Below are 20284 nucleotides of genomic sequence, written 5' to 3'. Positions count from 1 at the left end.
TCCGACACGGCGCCCACCGGGACCCGGGGCACCCCGTCGTGCGCTATTGCACCGGTGCGTCCGGTGGCGGCAGCTGCACGCCGCGTTCCGCCTCCACCGTCACGCCGTCGATCGAGCGCAGCCGCTCGAGGGTCTCGTCATCGGCCCAGCCGGTGACCACGCCGATGGCATCGAGGCGCTCCTCGACCTCGAGGCCCGCGGCGGCGAGGTCCTCCACGGACCTCGCCGCCTCGGGGTCGCCGCCGAGCGTGACGTGCACGCGACGCCGGCCTTCCTTCGTCATCCCCGTCTCACCACCGAGTTCGCCGGTCGCTCACGGCGCCGGGACGTCGATGGGCGGCTGGATGGGGCCGGGATCGATGATCGGGCCCGGGCGCCACGGGATCGGCGTCGGCACCACGATCTTCAGCATCCGCGTCGGCACGACCGCGAGGCCCGCGCCCACCTGCTGCGCCGACTGCGGCAGCGCCAGGGCGGTGCGCTCGATCTCGCGCCAGAGCTCGCGCCCGCGCAGGCCGGTCTTCTGGGCGATGGTCGCCGCGATGCCCGCGACATGCGGGGTCGCCATGCTGGTGCCGCTCTTCACGCCGTAGGAGCCCTTCTCCACCGGCACCGTCGAGTACGTCGCCACGCCGGGGGCCGCGACGTTGACCTCGCCGCCACCGCCGTTCAGCGCCACGCATGAGAACGACGCGCGCTGGAGCGTCTGGTCGACCGCGGCCACGGCCAGCACCGAGGGGCTGTTCGCCGGCGCGTTCACCGGGGCCCAGCCGTCGTTGCCCGCCGCCGCGACGATGAGCGTCCCGGCGTTGAGCGCGGCCACCGCGGCCTGCTCGTAGTACGTGAAGTGCGCCTGGCCGACGTTCACCGAGGAGCCGAGCGACATCGAGATCACGGTCGCACCCTGCTGGATGGCCCAGTTGATGCCCGCGAGGATCTGCCCGCTCGTGCCGCTGCCCGAGTTCGACAGCACCTTGCCCACGAGCAGGCGGGCGCCGTGCGCGACGCCGTAGCGGCGCTGTCCGCCCGGCGGCACCTTGATGCCGGCCGCCGTGCCCGCGCAGTGCGTGCCGTGCGAGTGGCCGTCGTGCACCGGCTGCCCCGGGATGAACGACTGGCTCGCCAGCACGCGTCCGGCGAAGTCGGGATGCCCCAGGTCGATGCCGGTGTCGAGGATCGCGACGCGCATGCCGGTGCCCGACCACGGCGCGGTGCGCAGGATCGGCGGGATGGCCCGTACGGCCCTCAGGCCCCACGTGTACGCGGCGGTGTCGGCGTAGACCTCCGCGGCGTCGACCTCGTCGTCCTGCGTGGTCTCGCCGGTCTCGACGTCCTCGAACGTGCGGGTGTCCTCCATGGTGAGGGCGTGCACCCACACCTCGGGCTCGATGGCGAGCACGGGGCTCGCCGAGTCGTCGACCGCGCGTGAGAGGGCGCCCAGCTGATCCGGCACCGAGTCGACGATCGCGATGTTCAGCTCCTCGAGGTAGACGCCGTCGCCGGCGACCTCCTCGAGCGTGCCGAACGCGCCCACGTCGCGGGCGTTGGCGAGGTCGAGCCCTGCGACGTCCCGCAGCTCCCGAGCCGCGGTTGCCGGGTCCACCTGCGCGAACGTGATGATCTGTCGTCCGGTCGGCCCCTCGGGCACGCGGTCGGCGACGGTCTCTGTCGTCATGATGTGTTCCTTCGATCGCGGAAGCTGCCGGATGCGCCTCGGGGTCGGGGTGCAGCGCCCGTACTGCGCACAGTCTCAGCTTCGATCCGGCATCCGACATCGGGGGCGGCACTGACCGCCGCTCCACCATCCGCGAAGTCGGTGCCGGATGCCGCGGGCGGGCCGATTTGGCGGCGCCCGCGGCATCCGCTACTCTTGTCGGAGCCGAAGACCGCTGGTTGTCGTGCGCGCACCGAGTTCATTCACGGGGCGAGTCGACCGAAGTCTTGCGAAAGCAAGTGCCCGCGCAGGTGTGACGAAGACTTCCCGTTCATTCGGGCCGAGCTCCGCGCAACTGCGCCGGAGCTCTTTTCTTTTGCTCGACGCTCTGAGCTTCCAGCGCTCCCAGGCCGTGCACCGCTTCCGCGGTGCGCGTTGAATTCACAAGGAGTGGCCATGGCGAACAAGGAAGCCTCGGTTGCCGAACTCACGAACCTGTTCGAGAGCTCGACCGCCGTTCTGCTGACCGAATACCGCGGCCTCACTGTTGCGCAGCTCAAGACGCTGCGCAAGTCCATCAGTGAGGACGCGAGCTACGCCGTGGTGAAGAACACGCTGACCAAGATCGCGGCGAACAACGCCGGCATCTCGTCGTTCGACGACGAGCTCGCCGGTCCCTCCGCGATCGCATTCGTGCACGGTGACCCGGTCGCCGTCGCGAAGGCCCTGCGTGACTTCGCCAAGGCGAACCCCCTCCTCGTGGTCAAGGGCGGCTATTTCGATGGCAAGCCCCTGACCGCCGAAGAGGTAGGCAAGCTCGCCGACCTCGAGTCCCGTGAAGTGCTGCTGGCGAAGCTCGCCGGTGCCTTCAAGGCCTCGCTGTTCGGAGCCGCATATCTGTTCAACGCACCGCTGTCGAAGGCCGTTCGCACGGTCGACGCGCTGCGTGAGAAGCAGGAGTCCGCTGCGTAGGCGCGAGCCTCTCAAGCGGTGAGTAACCAAGAATCTAAGGAGAAAAATCATGGCGAAGCTGTCCACTGAAGAGCTGCTCGAGCAGTTCAAGGGCCTGACCCTCATCGAGCTCTCGGAGTTCGTCAAGGCGTTCGAGGAGACCTTCGAGGTCACCGCGGCCGCTCCGGTCGCCGTTGCCGGCCCCGCTGCCGCTGGCGGCGGCGCTGCTGCTGAAGAGGTCGAGGAGAAGGACTCCTTCGACGTCGTCCTCGAGGCTGCCGGCGAGAAGAAGATCCAGGTCATCAAGGTCGTCCGCGAGCTCACCTCGCTCGGCCTCGGCGAGGCCAAGGCCGTCGTCGACGGTGCTCCCAAGGCCGTGCTCGAGGGCGCGAACAAGGAGACCGCCGACAAGGCGAAGGCCGCCCTCGAGGAGGCCGGCGCGACCGTCACCCTCAAGTAAGTGGTCGCGCTCGCTCGAGCGCTTCCCGCTTGAGGTGACCCGCGTCACCTGAACACACGGATGCCCCGTGGCTCATCGCGAGCCACGGGGCATCCGTCGTTCGTGCAGGTCAGTCGTGCTCGCTGCGGACGAGGAGCGCGGCCAGCCCGGCGTACGTGTTCGGGCCCGGGACGCCGTCGATCGGCCCCGCGTACCCGCCGCGCTGCGCGATGCGCTGCAGCGCCTTCCAGGTGTTCGGCCCGGCGACGCCGTCGATGGGGCCGGTGTACCCGGCGCCCGTGAGGACGACCTGCACGCCCTTCCAGGAGTTCGGCCCGAGGGCGCCGTCGTACGGGCCGAAGTACCCGCCGATGCGGGCGAGCACCTGGAGCGCCCGCCAGGTGTCGGTTCCGGGAACGCCGTCGATCGGGCCGGCATAGCCGAAGCCCGTGAGCACGGTCTGCACGCCCTTCCACGACCCGGGTCCCATGACGCCGTCGATGGGGCCCGTGTAGCCGCCCTGGGCGGCGAGCCGCTGGACGCCCCGGTACGTGTCGGGCCCGGGCGAGCCGTCGATGCTGCCGGCGTACCCGTATCCCTTGCCGGTCTGCTGCAGGGCCTTCCAGGTGTTCGGCCCCGGGATGCCGTCGTTCGGACCCGTGTAGCCGCCCGCGCGGGCGACCCTCTGCAGCGTGATCCCGTCGGCGGCGCTGATCGCCGCGCCTGAGGCGGCAGCGGTCTCGGTGGTCATGGTGCCCTCCTTCATCGGTGGGGCCGTACGCGGTCCGGATCGGTACCGCAGGTCGCCCGTTGGGGACGCTACGACGCCGACCATGAGACGACCACCGTGCTGTCCCTGAGGCGCGGGTCAACCTCAGCCGACACGGCTCCACGGCGCGCCGATCTCGGCGAACGTGCGGCCCTCGGCGACGACGCGGGCGCTCCAGCGCTCGAGCTCCTGCACCACGAGGTGCGTGCCCTCGTCGTCGGTGACGCGCTCCAGGTGCCGCGCGGCGATTCGGGCGGGCGGGCCGTTCTCCCGCACCGCTTCCAGCACGCGCATGAACGCGCCGGTGGATGCCGCCGGCACGAGCAGCGGGGTGCCGTCGACGACGTGGTCGACGAGGTTCGCGAGGAGCCCCGTGCGGGGATGGATGCTCGTCACGGGCACGTCGGAGCCGGGCTCGACGAGCTGGATGACGTCGAGCGTGTACCAGAGCACGAGGCGCCCGGCCGTGCCCTCGACGATGATGCACGGCTCGCTGCGCCGTGGCGCGGTGAGGCTGAGGGCGCCGGCGAGGGTCGCGCCGCCGGCGAGGTCGACGACGAGCGACGAGGTGTCGTCGACCTCGATGTCGTTCGCCCGGTAGAAGTCGAGCCGCACGGCGGCGACGTCCTCCTCGCGCGTGGCCCCGGCGACCGCGAGGCCCGTGGCCACCGCGTGCGCGAGGGGATTCGTGACGGCGCCGTCGACCACCGGCACCCCGTCGAGCGTGCTGCGCCCGGCCCATGGTGCCCGCCGCCAGTAGTCGACGTTCCGCACCCAGGTCGCGAGGGCGCCGTAGCGCACCGGATCGCCGATGGCCCCGGCAGCGATGAGGTCGCGCATCACCGGAACGGCGGCCGAGCCGAGGCTCTGGAAGCCGAGCTGCACCGCCCGCCCTGTCGCCTCGCTCGCGGCGAGCAGACGATGGAACTCGTCGAGCGTCGGGGTCGGCGGCTTCTCGAGCAGCACGTGCGCGCCGTGCAGCAGCGCCTGCTCGGCGAGGGGGAGGTGGGTGTGCATCGGCGTGCACAGGACCACGATGTCGAGTCCCTCCGCGGCGATCATGTCGCTCGCCTCGCGGTACGCCGTGACGCCGTCGAGGTCGGGCCCCGGTGGTCGGTGGTCGGCCACCGCGGCGAGCACCGCGCGTCCTTCGCGTTCGAGCTCCCGCGCCGCGCGCACGTGGCTGGCGCCGTGGCCGTGCACGCCCGCGAGGCCGATGCGCGGCATCCGGCCGATCACGAGTGCCGGGCCGGGTTGGCGACGAGCCCCGTCTCGAGGCCGGAGACCGGCGTGTTCACCACGGCGCCGAGCGTCGAGGCCAGCAGCTCGAGCTCTGCGGCATCCGTGATCGCGCGATCGATGAGCAGGGCGTCGATGCCGAGCTCGAGCCGGCCGCCCTCGGGCACCGAGACGACCTCGTCCCACGCCACGGCGGGGCCGATGCCCAGGTACTCGTCGACCCGCGCGAACCACGGCAGCGCGGGCCGCCCCTCGGGCTGCGCGAGCAGCACCGTGACACGGCGTCCGGCGTCGACGACGGCGAGCCAGGGCGACGTGGAGCCGTGCGCGATGCGTTCGCCCTCGCCGTCGCGGGTGATCACCGTGGCGTCCCACCGGGGGAACCGCCAGAACAGGCCGCCGTAGCCTGCGCCCTCGCGGCCGTTCGTCGCGGGGGAGCCCAGCGTGAGCGCGCCGAAGTTCGCGGCGAGCGTGCTGCGCCAGCCGAGCGTCCAGGCGTCGCGTTCGCCGACACGGGCCGGACGCCCCGTGAGCACGCGCACCTCGCTGAGCTGCGCCACCTCGCGTTCGTCGATCCAGGTGAGCCGCTCGACCAGCACGTCGTCGTCGACCGTGAGCGCGTCGCGTCGCTGCGCGCCCTGGTTCTCGAGCATGACCGAGCCCACGTCCTGCACGTAGGTGCGACCGCCCCAGTACGAGGTGCCGTTGACATCGGGTAGGGCCACGCCGATGCCGAAGTGGTGCAGGTGGTCGGTGGGGTGGCTGTCGGTCACGCGAACGCCGCCGAGCGTCTCGACGGGGTGCAGGTAGGGCCGCGGGGAGAGCACCGAGTCGATGCTCGTGCCCTCCTCGTAGCGGGCCACCACCCGGTCGCCGATGCGCAGCACCGGACGGCCGGGCGACAGCCAGCCCGACGCCTCGGGCGCGGGTCCCGTGCTCCCGCGCGCTTCGAGGATCGCCCGGTAGGAGAGCGGATGCGTCGCCGGCGAGCCGGCCATGGCATCGCGCAGGCGCCGCCACGACTGGGCGCCGAGCTCGAGGCGCGGCACCGACATGGTGGTGAGCGCCGGAGCGGAGAACCGCGCGAGCGGGATGTCGTCGATGCCCGCCACCGAGATCTCACCTGGCACGTCGACGCCGAGCTCGCGGAGCCGGGCGAGGAGGCCGAGGGCGACGAGGTCGTTGAAGGCGATCACGGCGGTCGCGCTCGACGAGAGCACGTCCTCGGCGGCGCGGTAGCCGTCCTCGACCTGTGAGCCGGCCGCGAGGTCGAACACCTCGACGCGCTCGTGGCGGGCGACGAGCTCGGCGAGCCCGTGCCGGCGGAGCCCGTCGGCATAGGCCTGCGGCGGCCCGGCGAGGTAGGCGATACGGGTGTGGCCGAGTGCGACCAGGTGCTCGCCGAGGGTGCGTGTCGCGTGTTCGTAGTCGACCGAGAGCTCTGCCGCCGGATCGCTCGCGACCGGGCGGTTCACGACCACGATGGGGCCGGATCGGGCGAGCAGGGCCTCGAGCCGCTCGGCCGGCATGCGCGGCGAGACGAGCACGAGCGCGTCGCACCGGGAGCGGGCCTCGACGGCGATGTCCTCCTCGTCGGCGACGCGCTCGGCAGTGTCGGCGACGAGCACCCGGTAGCCGTCGAGCGCCGCCTCGCGGGCGAGCCCCTTGAGCACGCCCTGGAACATGGGGTTCTCGAGGTCGGGCACGACGAGGGCGACGGTGTTGCTGCGGCCGCGCACGAGGTTGCGCGCCATCTGGCTCGGCGAGTAGTTGAGCTTCTCGATCGCGTCGCGCACCTTGGCCGAGATGGCCGGGTCGACCTTCTGGTTGCGGTTCAGCACCCGTGACACCGACGCCTGCGAGACGCCGGCGTACTCGGCGACCTGGGCGATCGTGACCTGCCGGGGCGGGTTGGGCACTGGGACCTCCATCGGGAAGGGGCTTGGGATGACGCTACGCCGCGTGCGGCGGGGAAGGCGATGCCGACGCGGGTCGACGGGGAGATGAGCGGCTGCCGCGCAGGCAGACGCGGCAGCCGCTCGGGTGACGGTCCGGGAGGATCCGTCGGCTTGGGAACTCGCTCGCGGACTACACGGCGGCGTCGTCGAGCGCCCGCTGCAGCTCGGCGAGGAAGCTCGCCGCGGCCTCTTCGGGAGTCATCTCGCCGAAGAGCACCTGCTGGGTGTGCTGGTCGATGATCGCCTCGATCATGCCGCCGCCCGGGGGCGTGGCCGCCGGTGCGTCGCCGACCTGCGGTGCGAGGTCGTCCAGGAAGCCGACGACGGTCTGGTTGACCTCGTCGAGCTTCGGCGTGATGTAGTCGCGGATCTTCTCGTTGGCGGGCACGCCGCGCTCTGCGAGCAGCAGGTCGGCGGCCTCCTCGCTGTTCGACAGGAAGTCGAGGAACGTGGCGACCTCGGCCGGGTGCTCGGTCTTCGACGACGCCGACCAGAACATCGACGGCTTGTAGTACGCCCAGCCGTCGGATGCGCCCTTGCTCGTGGGCACGCGCAGGGCCACGAGATCCTGGCCGCTCGCGTCGCGGAGCGCCTGCACCTGGTTCGACCACCACGGGCCGAACGCCGACTGGTTCGTCGCGGTGAACGACTCGGCGAGGCCGCCGGACTCGCGCTCGATCGTCGCCGACGGTTCGGGCGTGGCGCCGTCCTTCGTCGCGTCGAGCAGGAACTCCCACCAGCCCGCGAGGTCCTCCTCGCTCGCGGCGATCTCGCCGTCGGCGTCGTAGAGCGCGCTGTCGTGCTGGCGCAGCCAGTTGTTCAGGCCGCCGTCCTCGAAGCCCCACGACTGGGTGCCCGCGACCGCGCCGCCGCTCGCCTCGGCGACCTCCTGGGCGGTGGCGACGAAGTCGTCCCACGTCCAGGTCTCGTCGTCGGGCAGGTCGATGCCGTACTGGTCGAGCACGTCCTGGTTGGCGATGATCGTGTACGAGTTGATGCCGACGGGCACGCCGTACTGGGTGCCGTCGAGCGCGCCGGTGCCGAGCACGGCCTCGGGGTAGTCCTCGGTGGAGAGCACTGAGGAGAGGCCGCCGAGGTCCATGAGCACGCCGTTGGACGCGTACGTCGACAGCTGCTTCTCGTCCATCTGGATGATGTCGGGGATGTCGCCGGCCGCCACCGAGGTGGAGAGCTTGTCCCAGTAGCCCGCCCAGTCGGTGTACTGGGGCTCGATGGTGATGTTCGGGTGCTCCGCCTCGAACGCGGCGATGAGCTCCTGCGTGATCGCGTGACGGGTGTCGTTGCCCCACCAGGTGAACGAGAGCGTCACGGGTTCGTCCGAGAGCTCGAGCTTCGGCGCCTCGTCGGCGGGGGCGGCGGGGTTGCCGGCGCAGGCCGTGAGCGCGAGCATCGTCGCTGCGCCGATGGCCGTGACGACGCCCATGCGGCGTCGTGTGGTGCCTCGCATGGTGGTGTCCTTCCGTGGTGTGGTGTGGTGCAGGGGAGTGGGTGGAGCCGGTGGTGCGGTGGGCCGGCGCGCGACCGTGCGCGCCCGCGTCGGATCGGCCTGGCCGATCACTTGATCCCCGTCGTGGCGATGCCCTTGATCAGGAATCGCTGGCCGAAGAGGAAGATCAGGAAGATGGGGATGAGCGACACGACGCTCATCGCGAACAGCTCGCCGAAGTCGGTCGAGCTCTGCGCGTCCTGGAACGCGTTGAGGGCGAGCGGCACGGTGTAGAGCGCCGGCTTGGTCAGGAAGATGAGCTGGCTGAAGAAGTCGTTCCAGGTCCAGATGAACGTGAAGATCGTGGTCGTCGCGAGGGCGGGCACCATGAGCGGCAGGATGATCTGCAGGAAGATGCGCGGATGCCCCGCCCCGTCGATGCGCGCGGCCTCGTCGAGTTCACGCGGGATGCCGCGGATGAACTGCACCATCAGGAAGATGAAGAACGCATCGGTCGCGAGCAGCTTCGGCACGATGAGCGGCAGGAACGTGTTGACCCACCCGAGCTGGGAGAACAGCACGTACTGCGGCACGATGATCACGTGAATCGGGAGCATGATGCTCAGCAGCATGATCGCGAACCAGAACCGCTTGCCCGTGAACTCGAGCCGCGCGAACGCGTAGGCCGCGAGGGAGCACGAGACGAGGTTGCCGACGATCGAGCCGATGACCACGAGCCCCGAGTTCAGCAGGTACACGTTGAACGGGTACGTCAGCGCGTTCCATCCGTCGACGTAGTTCGAGATCTCGAAGCTGTCGAAGACGAGGCCCGCCTCGCGGAAGATCAGGTCGGTCGGCCGGAACGAGCTGACCACCATCCAGATCACGGGGTAGAGCATCAGCACGGCCGCCGCGATGAGGAACACGTGGCGCAGGATGCTCGTGACCGGCTTGCGGAACGGGCTGCGGCGGCGGCGCTGCTCGCGGATCCGCTCGGGCGGGAGTCCGGTGACGACCGATTCGGTCAGCGGCGCGAGGTCGGTCGAGGGGTCAGTCTTGGTCATCGTAGAACACCCAATACTTCGAGGCCCAGAAGTTGATGGCGGTGAGCGCGGCGACGATCACCAGGAGCAGCCAGGCCATGGCCGAGGCGTACCCCATGTTGAGGTTCGCGAACCCCTGCTGGTAGAGGTACAGCGTGTAGAACAGCGTCGAGTCCACCGGACCGCCCGTTCCGCCCGAGACGACGAACGCCTGGGTGAATGACTGGAACGCCCCGATGAGCTGCAGGATGAGGTTGAAGAAGATGATCGGCGTGAGCATGGGCAGCGTGATGTGCCGGAACTGCTGCCAGCGGTTGGCGCCGTCGACGGATGCCGCCTCGTAGTACATGACGGGGATCTGCCTGAGCCCGGCGAGGAAGATCACCATCGGCGCGCCGAACGTCCAGACGTTGAGGATCATGAGCGTGCCGAGGGCGGTCTCGGGGTTGGAGATCCAGCCCTGTCCCTCGATGCCGAACCAGCCGAGCACCACGTTGAAGAGGCCGTCGACGCCGAAGAGCTGGCGCCACAGGATCGCGATCGCGACGCTCGCGCCGAGCAGCGACGGCAGGTAGAACGCCGACCGGTAGAGCGCGAGGCCGCGGAGCCCGCGGTCGAGCACGATCGCGAGCGCCAGCGCGAGGCCGAGCTGCAGCGGGACCGAGATGAACACGTACTGGAACGTGACGGAGAGGGCCGTGTGGAGCCGCTCGTCCTCGAACATCCGCACGTAGTTGTCGACGCCGATGAAGCGGGGCGGGCTCAGCAGGTTGTACCTGGTGAACGAGAGGGCGAACGACGCCACCATCGGCCCGACGGTGATGAGCGCGAGCCCGATGAACCACGGCAGGAGGAAGAGGAAGGCCGCCTTGTTCTGCTTGCGGGACTTCGGCGCCGAGGTGCCCTTGATGCGCCGCAGTTCGCCGAGGGCGCTCATCGATGGCCTCGCGTTCGGGCGGCGGCCCGCAGAGGGCGGCCTCGTCGTGTCGTCGGGAACACGTGGTCTCCAGTCATCGTCGTTGATCACCGCTGAGAAAGCGCTATCTCAGGTGCTGGAGACGTTTCTATCCCACGATCGTGCGCCTTGGCAAGAGGCAATTCGGCGGATTCGTGCCATTGGCGCGAACTTCCGAGAAAGGGCTTTCTGAAATCTCCCAGCGAGTTCGAGCCAGTAGATAGGCAAGCTATGTAAAATGGTCGGGTGACCACGCCAGCAGACCTTCCCACCGTCCTCGGCGACCTCGTCTCGGTGAACCACCGCATCACGAGGCTCGCGGCATCCGTCACCGGCAGCACCGAGTCGCCGGCCGTCTGGCGCACCCTCAGCGTGCTCCGCGACCTCGGCCCGATGCGCCTGGGCGAGCTCGCCCGGGTCAGCCGCGTGTCGCAGCCGACCATGACGAAGCTCGTGCACACGCTCGACGAGCGCGGCTGGATCCGCCGCATCGCCGACGTCAGCGATGCGCGTGCGTGGCTGATCTCGGCCGACCCCCGCGGCCTCGCCGCCCTCGCCGGGTGGCGCGAGGAGCTGGCGGCCGCACTCACCCCCACCTTCGCGGACCTCGGCCCCGACGAGCTCGCCACGCTGGCAGCGGCGGTCGAGATCGTCCGCGCTCGACTCGAGCGGGCCCGCGACGCCGCCTCGACGGGAGTGGTCGCGTGAGCGCCGGCCACGCGGCATCCGGGTCGATTCTCAAGCAGCCGAAGGCCGTCTGGGCCGTCGCCTTCTCGTGCGTCATCGCCTTCATGGGCATCGGCCTCGTCGACCCGATCCTCCCGGCGATCGCCGAGAGCCTCGAGGCCACGCCAACGCAGACTGAGCTGCTCTTCACGAGCTACCTGCTGGTCACGGGCGTCGCCATGCTCGGCACCAGCTACATCTCGAGTCGCATCGGCGCGAAGCGGACGCTGCTCATCGGCCTCGGCATCATCGTCGTCTTCGCGGCGGCCGCGGGGCTCTCGCAGAACGTCGAGTCGATCATCGGCTTCCGCGCCGGCTGGGGCCTCGGCAACGCGCTGTTCATCTCCACCGCTCTCGCCACCATCGTCGGTGCCGCCGCGGGCGGATCGGGCTCGGCGATCATCCTCTACGAGGCCGCACTCGGCCTCGGCATCGCGATCGGGCCGCTCCTCGGCGGATTCCTCGGCAACCTCAGCTGGCGGGGCCCGTTCTTCGGCACCGCCGCCCTGATGGCGATCGGCTTCATCGCGATCGTCGTGTTCCTGAAGGACGACACGAGCGGGCCGGATGCCGCGAGCCGGCCGGTGCCGACGCGGCTGTCCGCCCCCATCCGCGCCCTCCGCCAGCCGGCGCTCGCGGTGCTCGCCGGCGCCGCCCTGTTCTACAACATCGGCTTCTTCGTGCTGCTCGCGTACTCGCCGTTCCCGCTCGGGTTCGACGCCATCGGGCTGGGCCTCACGTTCTTCGGGTGGGGCGTCGCGCTCGCGATCACCTCCGTCTTCGTCGCGCCGCTCCTCACCGCACGGATGCCGCGCACCCGCGTGCTCTGGATCGCCCTGCCGCTCCTCGCGGTCGACCTCGCCGCCGCCGGGTTCGTGATCGAGGACCCGACCGCGCTCGTGGTCTGCATCGTCGCCGGCGGACTCGTGCTCGGCGTGCTCAACACCGTGCTCACCGAGTGCGTCATGGAGGCGACCGACCTGCATCGCTCCGTCGCGTCGAGCGCGTACTCGGCCGTGCGGTTCCTCGGCGGCGCCATCGCGCCGCCCGCGGCGGCCGAGCTCGCGCACCTCATCTCGCCAGAGGCGCCGTACTTCGCGGCGGCCGGTTCGGTGCTGGTCGCGCTCCTCGTGGTGCTCGTCGGGCATCGCGCGCTGCGGCGGGTCGACGGGGCGCCGGAGCCCGCGCTCGCCGAGGCCGAGGCGATCTCGGTCGGCGACGCGACCTGAAGCGCCGACGCGGCATCCGCTGCCGTTGCTCGGTTCGTCGGGCTGGTCAGCGGGGAGCGCTCGTCGTCGCGCGCACGACCAGGCGCGTCGGCAGCGGCGCACCCGAGTCGGGCAGCGGGTCGGCCGTGGCGTCGTCGCCGAGCAGGCGCAGCACCACGTCGACGGCCAGCCGGCCCTGCTCGCCCGGGTACTGCTCGATCGTGGTGAGCTCGAACATCTCGGCGTTCTCGTGCCCGTCGACGCCGATCACCGAGAGGTCGCCCGGCACGTCGATGCCGAGCCGTTCCGCGGCGCGGATGGCGCCGAAGGCCATCTCGTCGGATGCCGCGAACACGGCGGTCGGGCGTCGGCCGGGATGGCCGAGGAGCTGCAGTGCGCCGGTGTAGCCGCCGGGCATGCTCATGTCGGCCTCGAGGAGGTGCGCGGGCTCGGCCGACGGGACGCCCGCGGCGGACATGGCGTCGAGGAAGCCCTGGCGCCGCTGGCCCTGCACGCTCGCGGGCCGGCTCTCGGCGCCGAGGCCGGCGAGATGCGCGATGCGCGTGTGCCCCAGGTGCAGGAGGTGCTCCGTGGCGAGCTGCCCGACGGCGTGATCGTCGACCGAGAGCCGCGCGGCGGCGCCGCCGCTGCCGCCGAGGCACACGAGCGCCTTCTCCCGCCGGTCGAGCGACGCGACCTCGCGCTCATCGAGGTCGACGCCGACCGCGATCACCGCGTCCACGCGCTTGCGGGCAAGGAAGAAGTCGAAGACCCGGTCGCGGCCCGGGCCCCAGTCCGAGAGGTTGTAGAGCGTGAGGTCGTAGCCCGCGCCGAGCAGGGCGCGCTCGATGCCCTCGAGCACCTCGCCGAAGAACCAGCGGTTGACGAAGGGAATGATCACGCCGACGTTCTTGGTGCGCCCGGTGACGAGGCTCGCGGCGTCGGGGGAGGCGATGTAGCCGATCTCGGCGGCCGCGGCCTCGACTCGGAGCCGGGTCTGGTCGGCCACGTAGCCGCGGCCCGACAGGGCCCGCGACGCGGTGGCTTTCGAGACCCCCGCGAGACGCGCGACATCGCCGATGGCGGCCATCCGCGCCTCCCTCCGTCGGGCTGCTTCGTTGCGAGTGTAGTGTCCGGGCTCGCCAATGTGGAACCGTTTCCTGAATGCGCCGACGCCCCCGGACCGGCGCGAGCCCGCGTGGTGGGAGCGCTCTCCCCTAACATCCAGCGCAATGTGGGATCGGTGTCCGAACCGTGACCTCTCGCGGGTTGTCAGGAATCGCGGGTTGTCCTACCGTGGAGGCTGGAACCGGTTCCGGCTTCGCCTGCACCACACTCAACGAGGAGAAGACATGAGATCCACACGGCATAGCCGTTGGCTGGCCCCCGTCGTGGGCGCTGCCGCGGTCGCGCTCGCGCTGACGGGCTGTACGGGAGACGCCGCCGAGGAGTCCGCGGCGGACGTCGACTGCGGGCCCTACGAGCAGTACGGCACCTTCGACGGCGCAGAGGTGACGGCCGCCGGCACCATCCTCGACCTCGAGGCCGACCGGCTGAACGAGTCGTGGGCCGACTTCGAGACCTGCACCGGCATCTCCGTGGAGTACCAGGGCTCGAGCGAGTTCGAGGCCCAGATCGCGGTGCTCGCCGAGGGTGGCAACGCCCCCGACGTCGGCTTCGTGCCGCAGCCCGGCCTGATGAACCGCCTCGCGGCGGGCGGCTGGCTCATCCCGGCATCCGAGGAAGTGGAGGCCAACGCCGACGAGTTCTGGTCGCCCGACTGGAAGGCGTACGGCACGTACGAAGACACCTTCTACGGGGCGCCCCTCATGGCCAGCATCAAGGGCTACGTCTGGTATTCGCCGGCGGAGTTCAAGGAGAAGGGCTACGAGATCCCGAAGACGCTCGACGAGCTCAAGGACCTCTCCGACCAGATCGCGGCCGACGGCGACCACAAGCCGTGGTGCGTGGGACTCGAGTCCGGTGAGGCCACCGGCTGGCCGGGCACCGACTGGGTCGAGGACTACATGCTGCGCCTCAACGGCGCCGACGCCTACGACCAGTGGGTGACCCACGAGATCCCCTTCAACGACCCGCAGGTCGCCGACGCGTTCGACGCGGTCGGGCAGTACCTGAAGAGCGAGGACATGGTCAACGGCGGCATCGGCGACGTGTCCACGCAGGTCACCGAGGCGTTCCAGACGGCGGGCCTCCCCATCCTCGACGGCGAGTGCTCGCTGCACCACCAGGCCTCGTTCTACGAGACCTTCTGGAACCCCGAGGGCGGTGACGAGGTGAAGGTCGCCTCCGACGGCGACGTGTTCGGCTTCCTGCTCCCGCCGGCCAACGCCGACGACCCGCTGTCGGTCACCGGCGGTGGCGAGATCGTCGTGGCCTTCCGCGAGGCCGACGAGGTCGAGGCGTTCCGCGCCTACCTCTCGAGCGACACCTGGGCGAACAACCGCGTCAGCCTCGGCGGCGTCATCAGCGCGAACAAGGGCGTCGACCCCGAGAACGCGTCGAGCGAGCTGCTGGTGCAGTCCATCGAGATCCTCCAGGACCCCGAGACGACGTTCCGGTTCGACGGGTCCGACCTGATGCCCGGTGCCGTCGGCGCCGACTCCTTCTGGAAGGGCATCGTGGCCTGGGTCGGTGGCGACAGCACCCAGCAGGTGCTCGACACCATCGAGTCGACCTGGCCGTCCAGCTGATCGTCCGCGCGTCGCGCCCGGCGCACCGCGGGCAAGGCGCATGATCGAGGGGCGGGGTTGGAGAACCCCGCCCCTCGTCACCCCAGCTTCAACGACGAACGGGAGGCACGATGACCACGGCCGATCTCCTCGGCAAGATCCTGCAGGTGGTGATGGGGCTCGCGGTGTTCGCCGCGGTCGTCGGCCTCCTCATCTTCTTCATCGACAAGGCCCCGAAGAAGGGCCGCGACTACTGGCAACTGGTGGGGTTCCTCGCACCGGCGCTCATCTTCGTCGCGATCGGCCTCGTCTATCCGGCCATCCGCACGAGCATCCTGGCCTTCCAGGACTCGTCGGGGGACTGGACGTTCGACAACTTCGTCTGGACCTTCACCCAGCCGGCCGCCATCCGCACGCTCATCAACACCGTGATCTGGGTACTGCTCGTGCCCACGTTCGCGACGGCGGTCGGTCTCGCCTACGCCGTCTTCATCGATCGGTCCCGCGGCGAGAAATACTACAAGTCGGTCCTGTTCATGCCGATCGCCATCTCCTTCGTCGGTGCGAGCGTCATCTGGAAGTTCGTCTACGAGTACCGCTCGGGCGACCGCGAGCAGATCGGGCTCCTCAATGCCATCGTCGTCGCGTTCGGCGGTGAACCCGTGCAGTGGCTGCAGACGGACCCGATCAACACGATCCTCCTCATCGTCGTGATGATCTGGGTGCAGACCGGATTCGCCATGGTGGTGCTGAGCGCGGCCATCAAGGGCATCGCGACCGAGCAGATCGAGGCGGCGCAGCTCGACGGCACTAACGCCTGGCAGCGCTTCACGAATGTCACCATCCCCGGCATCCGGGGCGCACTCGTCGTCGTGCTGACAACGATCTCGATCGCCACCCTCAAGGTGTTCGACATCGTGCGCACCATGACCGCCGGAAACTTCAACACCAGCATCGTGGCCAACGAGATGTACACGCAGGCGTTCCGCGCGAGTGAGATCGGGCGCGGCTCCGCGCTCGCACTCATCCTCTTCGTGCTCGTGCTGCCCATCGTCATCTACAACGTCAACGTGCTCCGCAAGCAGAGGGAGATCCGATGAGCAGCGTCGCCCCGGCCGATCTTCCCGTCGGCAAGAATCTCGGCACCCTCGAGGAGGTCGAGCAGCGCGAATACGACATGCCGAAGACGATGCGGGTGAAGAAGCGGCTCACCTCCCGCACCGCCACCATCGCATCGCTCATCATCGCGGTGCTGTGGACGATCCCCACGTTCGGCCTCTTCATCTCGTCGTTCCGTCCGGCGGAGCTCATCCGCACCACCGGCTGGTGGACGATCTTCTCGAACCCGGGGTTCACCCTCGAGAACTACCAGAACGTGCTGTTCTCGTCGTCGGCGTCGTCGCCGCAGCTCGGCTCGTACATCGTGAACTCGATCGCGATCGCGCTGCTCGCCACGCTGATCCCGCTCGTGTTCGCGTCGATGGCGGCGTACGCCTTCGCGTGGATGCGGTTCCGCGGCGTGGGCGTGCTGTTCATCATCATCTTCGCGTTGCAGATCATCCCGCTGCAGATGGCCCTCGTGCCGCTGCTGCAGATCTTCTCGACGGTGCTGCGCCCGATGCAGGCCTGGTTGCACGACGTGGTCCCGATCATCCCCGAGCAGAACTACCTGCCGCTGTGGCTCGCGCACTCGATGTTCGCCCTTCCGCTGGCGATCTTCCTGCTGCACAACTTCATCTCCGAGATCCCGGCCGACGTGATCGAGGCGGCCAAGGTCGACGGGGCGACGCACGGGCAGATCTTCTTCCGCATCGTGCTCCCGCTGGCGGTTCCCGCGATCGCCTCGTTCGCGATCTTCCAGTTCATCTGGGTGTGGAACGACCTGCTCGTCGCGCTGATCTTCTCGGGCGGCACCCAAGACGTGGCGCCACTGACGCAACGATTGGCGGAGCTGACCGGCACACGCGGCCAGGACTGGCAGCTGCTGACGGCGGCGGCGTTCATCTCGATCGTCATCCCGCTCATCGTGTTCTTCAGCCTGCAGCGCTACTTCGTGCGCGGCCTGCTGGCCGGATCCACGAAGGGGTAGGCTCCCGCTCGACCCGAACGAGCTGGGTGAACGGATGCCGCGAGCGGGGGCTCGCGGCATCCGCCATGTGTGCAGCGCAACCCGTGGCCGGCGACGACCGCAGGCGGTAGAACAGTAGGATGGCCTCGTCGCCGCTGCTCCTCGGCCCGATGCTGCGCTACGTCGATGAGACGTCGGCCAGCATCTGGGTGGAGACGCGAGCGGCCTGCCGAGTGAGCGTGGCGGCCGATGGGCGGTCGTGGGATGCGCGCACCTTCGCGGTGCACGGGCACCACTACGCCCTCGTCGAGGTCGATGGCCTCGATGTCGGCTCGGAGCTGCCCTACGAGGTGCGCATCGACGAGATCGTCGTGTGGCCCGAGGCCGGGTCCGAGTTCCCGGCTTCGGTGATCTCGACGCGCACACCCGGGCGGCCCCTCCGGATGGCGTACGGGTCCTGCCGCACGAGCGTTCCGCACGATCGCTCGGGCAACCGAACGCACGGGGTCGATTCGCTGCGGGCCTTCGCGCTGGCCGCGGCGGCGGGCCGGGAGGAACGGCCCGACCTGCTGCTGTTCCTCGGCGACCAGGTCTATGCGGACTCCACGTCGACCGAGATGCAGGACTTCATCCGTGCGCGACGCGACATCCACGAGGAACCCGGTCGCGAGCTCAAGGACTACGAGGAGTACGCGCACCTCTACCAGCTGGCGTGGTCGGATGGGGCGAATCGATGGCTGCTGTCGTGCGTGCCGACCGCCATGATCTTCGACGACCACGACATCCGCGACGACTGGAATGCCTCGCTGGACTGGAAGAGGGAGATGGAGGCCACCTCGTGGTGGCGAGGCCGGATCGTCGCCGGCCTGGGGGCCTACTGGGTGTACCAGCACCTCGGGAACCTCTCACCGGCGGAGCGCGCGGACGACGAGATCTGGCAGCAGATCCGCGCACACGAGGGTGAGGAGGAACTCGACCTGACCGTCGTGCTCGACGAGTTCGCCGACCGGTGCGACACCCACCCCGACACCTACCGGTGGAGCTACAGCCGGGAGTTCGACGACGTACGGCTCGTCGTCGTGGACTCGAGGGTCTCGCGCGATCTCACGCCCTCGCATCGGGGGCTGGTCAACGCGCAGGAACTCGCCTGGCTGGACGACCACCTGCGGGGCGGGTTCCGGCACGTGCTCGTGGCGACCTCACTGCCGTTCCTCCTGCCGATGGGGCTGCACAACGTCGAAGCCTGGGACGAGGCGATCGCGCAGGGCGCCTGGGGCCGGTCGGCGGCGTGGATGGGCGAACGGCTGCGGCGGGCCGTCGACCTCGAGCACTGGGCCGCGTTCCAGAACAGCTTCCAGGCGGTCGCGCGCATCGTGACGGAGGTCGCCGACGGCGAGCGGGGCCCGGTGCCGCAGGCGATCACGTTCCTGTCGGGTGACGTCCACTACTCGTACCTCGCGGAGGTGGATCGTGACGACGGCGCCCGCATCGTGCAGGCGGTGTGCTCGCCCGTGCGGAACCCGCTGCCGCGGTTCCTGCGGTGGTTCGCGGTCGTGATGTCGTACGGCGTGGCGACTCCCGTCGGCGCAGCGGCGGCGCGATCCGCGAAGGTTCCCGATCCGCCGTTCCGGTGGAGCACCGTGAAGGGCCCGTGGTTCGACAACAACCTCGCACTGCTGGAGGACACGGCTGAGGGCCTGGCCATGAGCTGGTACACCGGCGTGGTGGACGACGGCGACGAGCTGCACCCGCGGCTCGAGCGGGTGGCCCGCGTCGTCGTGCCGGCGACACGCGGGGGCCGGCGCGTCGCGGCCGAGGCGTAGGGTCAGCCGCGCGAGCGACCCGCGGCGCGCGGGGGCCGGCGGAAGCGGAGCGCGGCGCCGAACCCGAGCAGCGCGACGGCCGCGAGCATCGATCCGCCGAGCCCGTCGGGGCCGGTGTCGGGCAGCGTCGCCGTCGCCGTCGAGGCCGGCGTCACCGTCTGCGGCACGACAAGAGCGGGCGCCGCCGGCACCGCGAAGTCGGCACTCGTGGCGAGCACCACCGACTCGAGCGGAACGAAGTTCCCGCCATTTCCGAGGAAGGGCGGCTCGTCCCATGTGCCCGTCCACACGCCCTCGACCCACACGGTGTAGGCGCGGCCGCCCGGCAACGAGCCGAACGTGAGCGCGGCCGTGCCGGTCGAATCGCCCGTCACCAGCTGCGGCTCGCCGGAGGGCATGCCATCGTGGTCGCCCACGTCGCTCACCCATACCGTGTAGTCCACCCCGTTCACGAGGCTCGACAGGGACACGTTCATGCCGCCATCGCCGTCGGCGGCCGTGGGCGTGACCTCCACCTGCGCCGCCGGCTGGCACGGTTCGATCGCGAATCCGACCCAGTCGTACGTCGGGGCCGGGGGTTGCTCGGCGCCGGGGAGCGGCTGCCATTCCGCGTAGGCGTAGTAATTGCCCGGGGGCATGTCGGCGAGGTCGATCACTTCGGTCGCACCGTACTCATCCAGTGGCCCGCCGGTCGAGAAGTTCGGCCCCTCCACGTCGTAGACGACGAGACCGCCCGCGACGAGCTCGGTCAGGGTGAGCAGCATCGACCCGGTGCGATCGGTGCTGCACGAGGTGACCTCCACGGCCACGCCCAGGTCGGCGCAGGGCCCCACGGTGGCGGGGAGTTGGGCCACGACACTGCCGATGTCGCCGACTCCCTCGGCGAGGGCGATGAAGTACGAACCCGGCGCCGCATCGAAGCTCCCCGTGCCGGTGGGGCCGGTTCCGAGGCCCCGCTGCTCGATGAGGAACCCGTCCGCGTCGAGCAGGGCGACGAACTTCTCGAACGTCGAATCGGCGAACGTGTACGCGTAGTCGATCCGGCCCGTCTGGTAGTAGCCGCAGTCCCTGACCGTGACGGTGAGCGGATCCCCCTCCGCGGCGGTCGCCGGCGCGGCGAGGGCGCCGACGCCGAGCAATGCCAGACCGGTGACGACGAGTGCCGCCAGCGCAGCCCGCCATGGCGTGCGCACGCCCCGGGGTCGGGAGGATCGGTTCGCGGGCACGCCGATGCGGCTCATGGCATCACTCCCTCGGGTCGGGACAGCCGATTCGCGGTCAATGTATCGCGTGCCGAACGGCGGCGCACCCCCC

At 70.1% G+C, this 20284-nt stretch carries 18 protein-coding genes; 8 read left to right on the top strand and 10 right to left on the bottom strand.

Going from position 1 to position 20284, the window contains the following annotated elements; translation table 11 throughout:
* Positions 1–43: 43 nt before the first annotated feature.
* Together AC1DZA_RS10435 and AC1DZA_RS10430 are read right to left on the bottom strand one after the other, a co-directional pair.
* Positions 44–283, bottom strand: coding sequence for a hypothetical protein (locus AC1DZA_RS10435; RefSeq protein ID WP_476762674.1), 240 nt, complete (start codon positions 281–283; stop codon positions 44–46).
* A 30-nt stretch (positions 284–313) separates the two neighbouring features.
* Positions 314–1675, bottom strand: a complete 1362-nt coding sequence (locus AC1DZA_RS10430; RefSeq protein ID WP_476772695.1) for a S8 family serine peptidase — start codon at positions 1673–1675, stop codon at positions 314–316.
* 435 nt (positions 1676–2110) lie between these two features.
* Between AC1DZA_RS10430 and rplJ the strand changes: the two genes are divergently transcribed.
* Together rplJ and rplL are read left to right on the top strand one after the other, a co-directional pair.
* The gene (gene rplJ / locus AC1DZA_RS10425) at positions 2111–2626 is read left to right on the top strand and encodes a 50S ribosomal protein L10 (RefSeq protein WP_130351776.1); all 516 of its coding nucleotides are present in this window, start codon (positions 2111–2113) and stop codon (positions 2624–2626) included.
* Between the two features lie 49 nt (positions 2627–2675).
* Positions 2676–3065, top strand: a complete 390-nt coding sequence (gene rplL / locus AC1DZA_RS10420; protein WP_159603822.1) for a 50S ribosomal protein L7/L12 — start codon at positions 2676–2678, stop codon at positions 3063–3065.
* A 109-nt stretch (positions 3066–3174) separates the two neighbouring features.
* Here the strand turns inward: rplL and AC1DZA_RS10415 are convergent, their stop codons facing one another.
* From AC1DZA_RS10415 to AC1DZA_RS10390, 6 genes are all read right to left on the bottom strand, one after another.
* Entirely contained in the window at positions 3175–3795 is a 621-nt protein-coding gene (locus AC1DZA_RS10415; protein ID WP_476772694.1) for a peptidoglycan-binding domain-containing protein, read from the bottom strand.
* Positions 3796–3918: 123 nt separating this feature from the next.
* Positions 3919–5040, bottom strand: coding sequence for a Gfo/Idh/MocA family protein (locus AC1DZA_RS10410; RefSeq protein ID WP_476772693.1), 1122 nt, complete (start codon positions 5038–5040; stop codon positions 3919–3921).
* Positions 5041–5048: 8 nt separating this feature from the next.
* Positions 5049–6971, bottom strand: a complete 1923-nt coding sequence (locus tag AC1DZA_RS10405) for a DUF6807 family protein (RefSeq protein WP_476772692.1) — start codon at positions 6969–6971, stop codon at positions 5049–5051.
* 169 nt (positions 6972–7140) lie between these two features.
* Entirely contained in the window at positions 7141–8478 is a 1338-nt protein-coding gene (locus AC1DZA_RS10400) for an ABC transporter substrate-binding protein (protein ID WP_476772691.1), read from the bottom strand.
* Positions 8479–8585: 107 nt separating this feature from the next.
* The gene (locus tag AC1DZA_RS10395; protein WP_396133143.1) at positions 8586–9356 is read right to left on the bottom strand and encodes a carbohydrate ABC transporter permease; all 771 of its coding nucleotides are present in this window, start codon (positions 9354–9356) and stop codon (positions 8586–8588) included.
* Between the two features lie 151 nt (positions 9357–9507).
* The gene (locus AC1DZA_RS10390) at positions 9508–10437 is read right to left on the bottom strand and encodes a carbohydrate ABC transporter permease (protein WP_476761803.1); all 930 of its coding nucleotides are present in this window, start codon (positions 10435–10437) and stop codon (positions 9508–9510) included.
* A gap of 264 nt (positions 10438–10701) precedes the next feature.
* Here AC1DZA_RS10390 and AC1DZA_RS10385 point away from each other — a divergent pair, with 264 nt between their 5' ends.
* Both AC1DZA_RS10385 and AC1DZA_RS10380 read left to right on the top strand, forming a co-directional pair.
* Positions 10702–11163, top strand: a complete 462-nt coding sequence (locus AC1DZA_RS10385; RefSeq protein WP_476772690.1) for a MarR family winged helix-turn-helix transcriptional regulator — start codon at positions 10702–10704, stop codon at positions 11161–11163.
* A complete protein-coding gene (locus AC1DZA_RS10380; protein ID WP_476772689.1) occupies positions 11160–12410 on the top strand; it encodes an MFS transporter in 1251 nt (416 codons plus the stop codon). The genes AC1DZA_RS10385 and AC1DZA_RS10380 overlap by 4 nt, the downstream gene beginning before the upstream one ends.
* Positions 12411–12456: 46 nt before the next feature.
* On the opposite strand, the gene AC1DZA_RS10375 is transcribed toward AC1DZA_RS10380, so the two are convergent.
* On the bottom strand, positions 12457–13479 hold the full coding sequence (locus AC1DZA_RS10375) for a LacI family DNA-binding transcriptional regulator (protein ID WP_476761800.1): 1023 nt from the start codon (positions 13477–13479) through the stop codon (positions 12457–12459).
* A 262-nt stretch (positions 13480–13741) separates the two neighbouring features.
* On the opposite strand from AC1DZA_RS10375, the gene AC1DZA_RS10370 reads away from it, so the two are divergent.
* From AC1DZA_RS10370 to AC1DZA_RS10355, 4 genes are all read left to right on the top strand, one after another.
* Complete coding sequence (locus AC1DZA_RS10370) at positions 13742–15100, top strand: ABC transporter substrate-binding protein (RefSeq protein WP_476772688.1); 1359 nt, start codon at positions 13742–13744, stop codon at positions 15098–15100.
* Positions 15101–15210: 110 nt separating this feature from the next.
* Positions 15211–16179: a carbohydrate ABC transporter permease gene (locus AC1DZA_RS10365; protein WP_476772687.1), complete on the top strand. Its 969-nt coding sequence runs from the start codon at positions 15211–15213 to the stop codon at positions 16177–16179.
* A complete protein-coding gene (locus AC1DZA_RS10360) occupies positions 16176–17168 on the top strand; it encodes a carbohydrate ABC transporter permease (RefSeq protein WP_476772686.1) in 993 nt (330 codons plus the stop codon). The genes AC1DZA_RS10365 and AC1DZA_RS10360 overlap by 4 nt, the downstream gene beginning before the upstream one ends.
* Before the next feature lie 119 nt (positions 17169–17287).
* Positions 17288–18970: an alkaline phosphatase D family protein gene (locus AC1DZA_RS10355; RefSeq protein ID WP_476772685.1), complete on the top strand. Its 1683-nt coding sequence runs from the start codon at positions 17288–17290 to the stop codon at positions 18968–18970.
* A gap of 2 nt (positions 18971–18972) precedes the next feature.
* Here AC1DZA_RS10355 and AC1DZA_RS10350 read toward each other — a convergent pair whose 3' ends face one another.
* Complete coding sequence (locus AC1DZA_RS10350; RefSeq protein ID WP_476772684.1) at positions 18973–20211, bottom strand: hypothetical protein; 1239 nt, start codon at positions 20209–20211, stop codon at positions 18973–18975.
* Positions 20212–20284: the final 73 nt, after the last annotated feature.

The organism is Agromyces sp. P2_B3 (assembly GCF_056404815.1).
The sequence above is the reverse complement of the archived record's forward strand: the minus strand, read 5'-3'. Positions and strand labels throughout refer to the sequence as shown.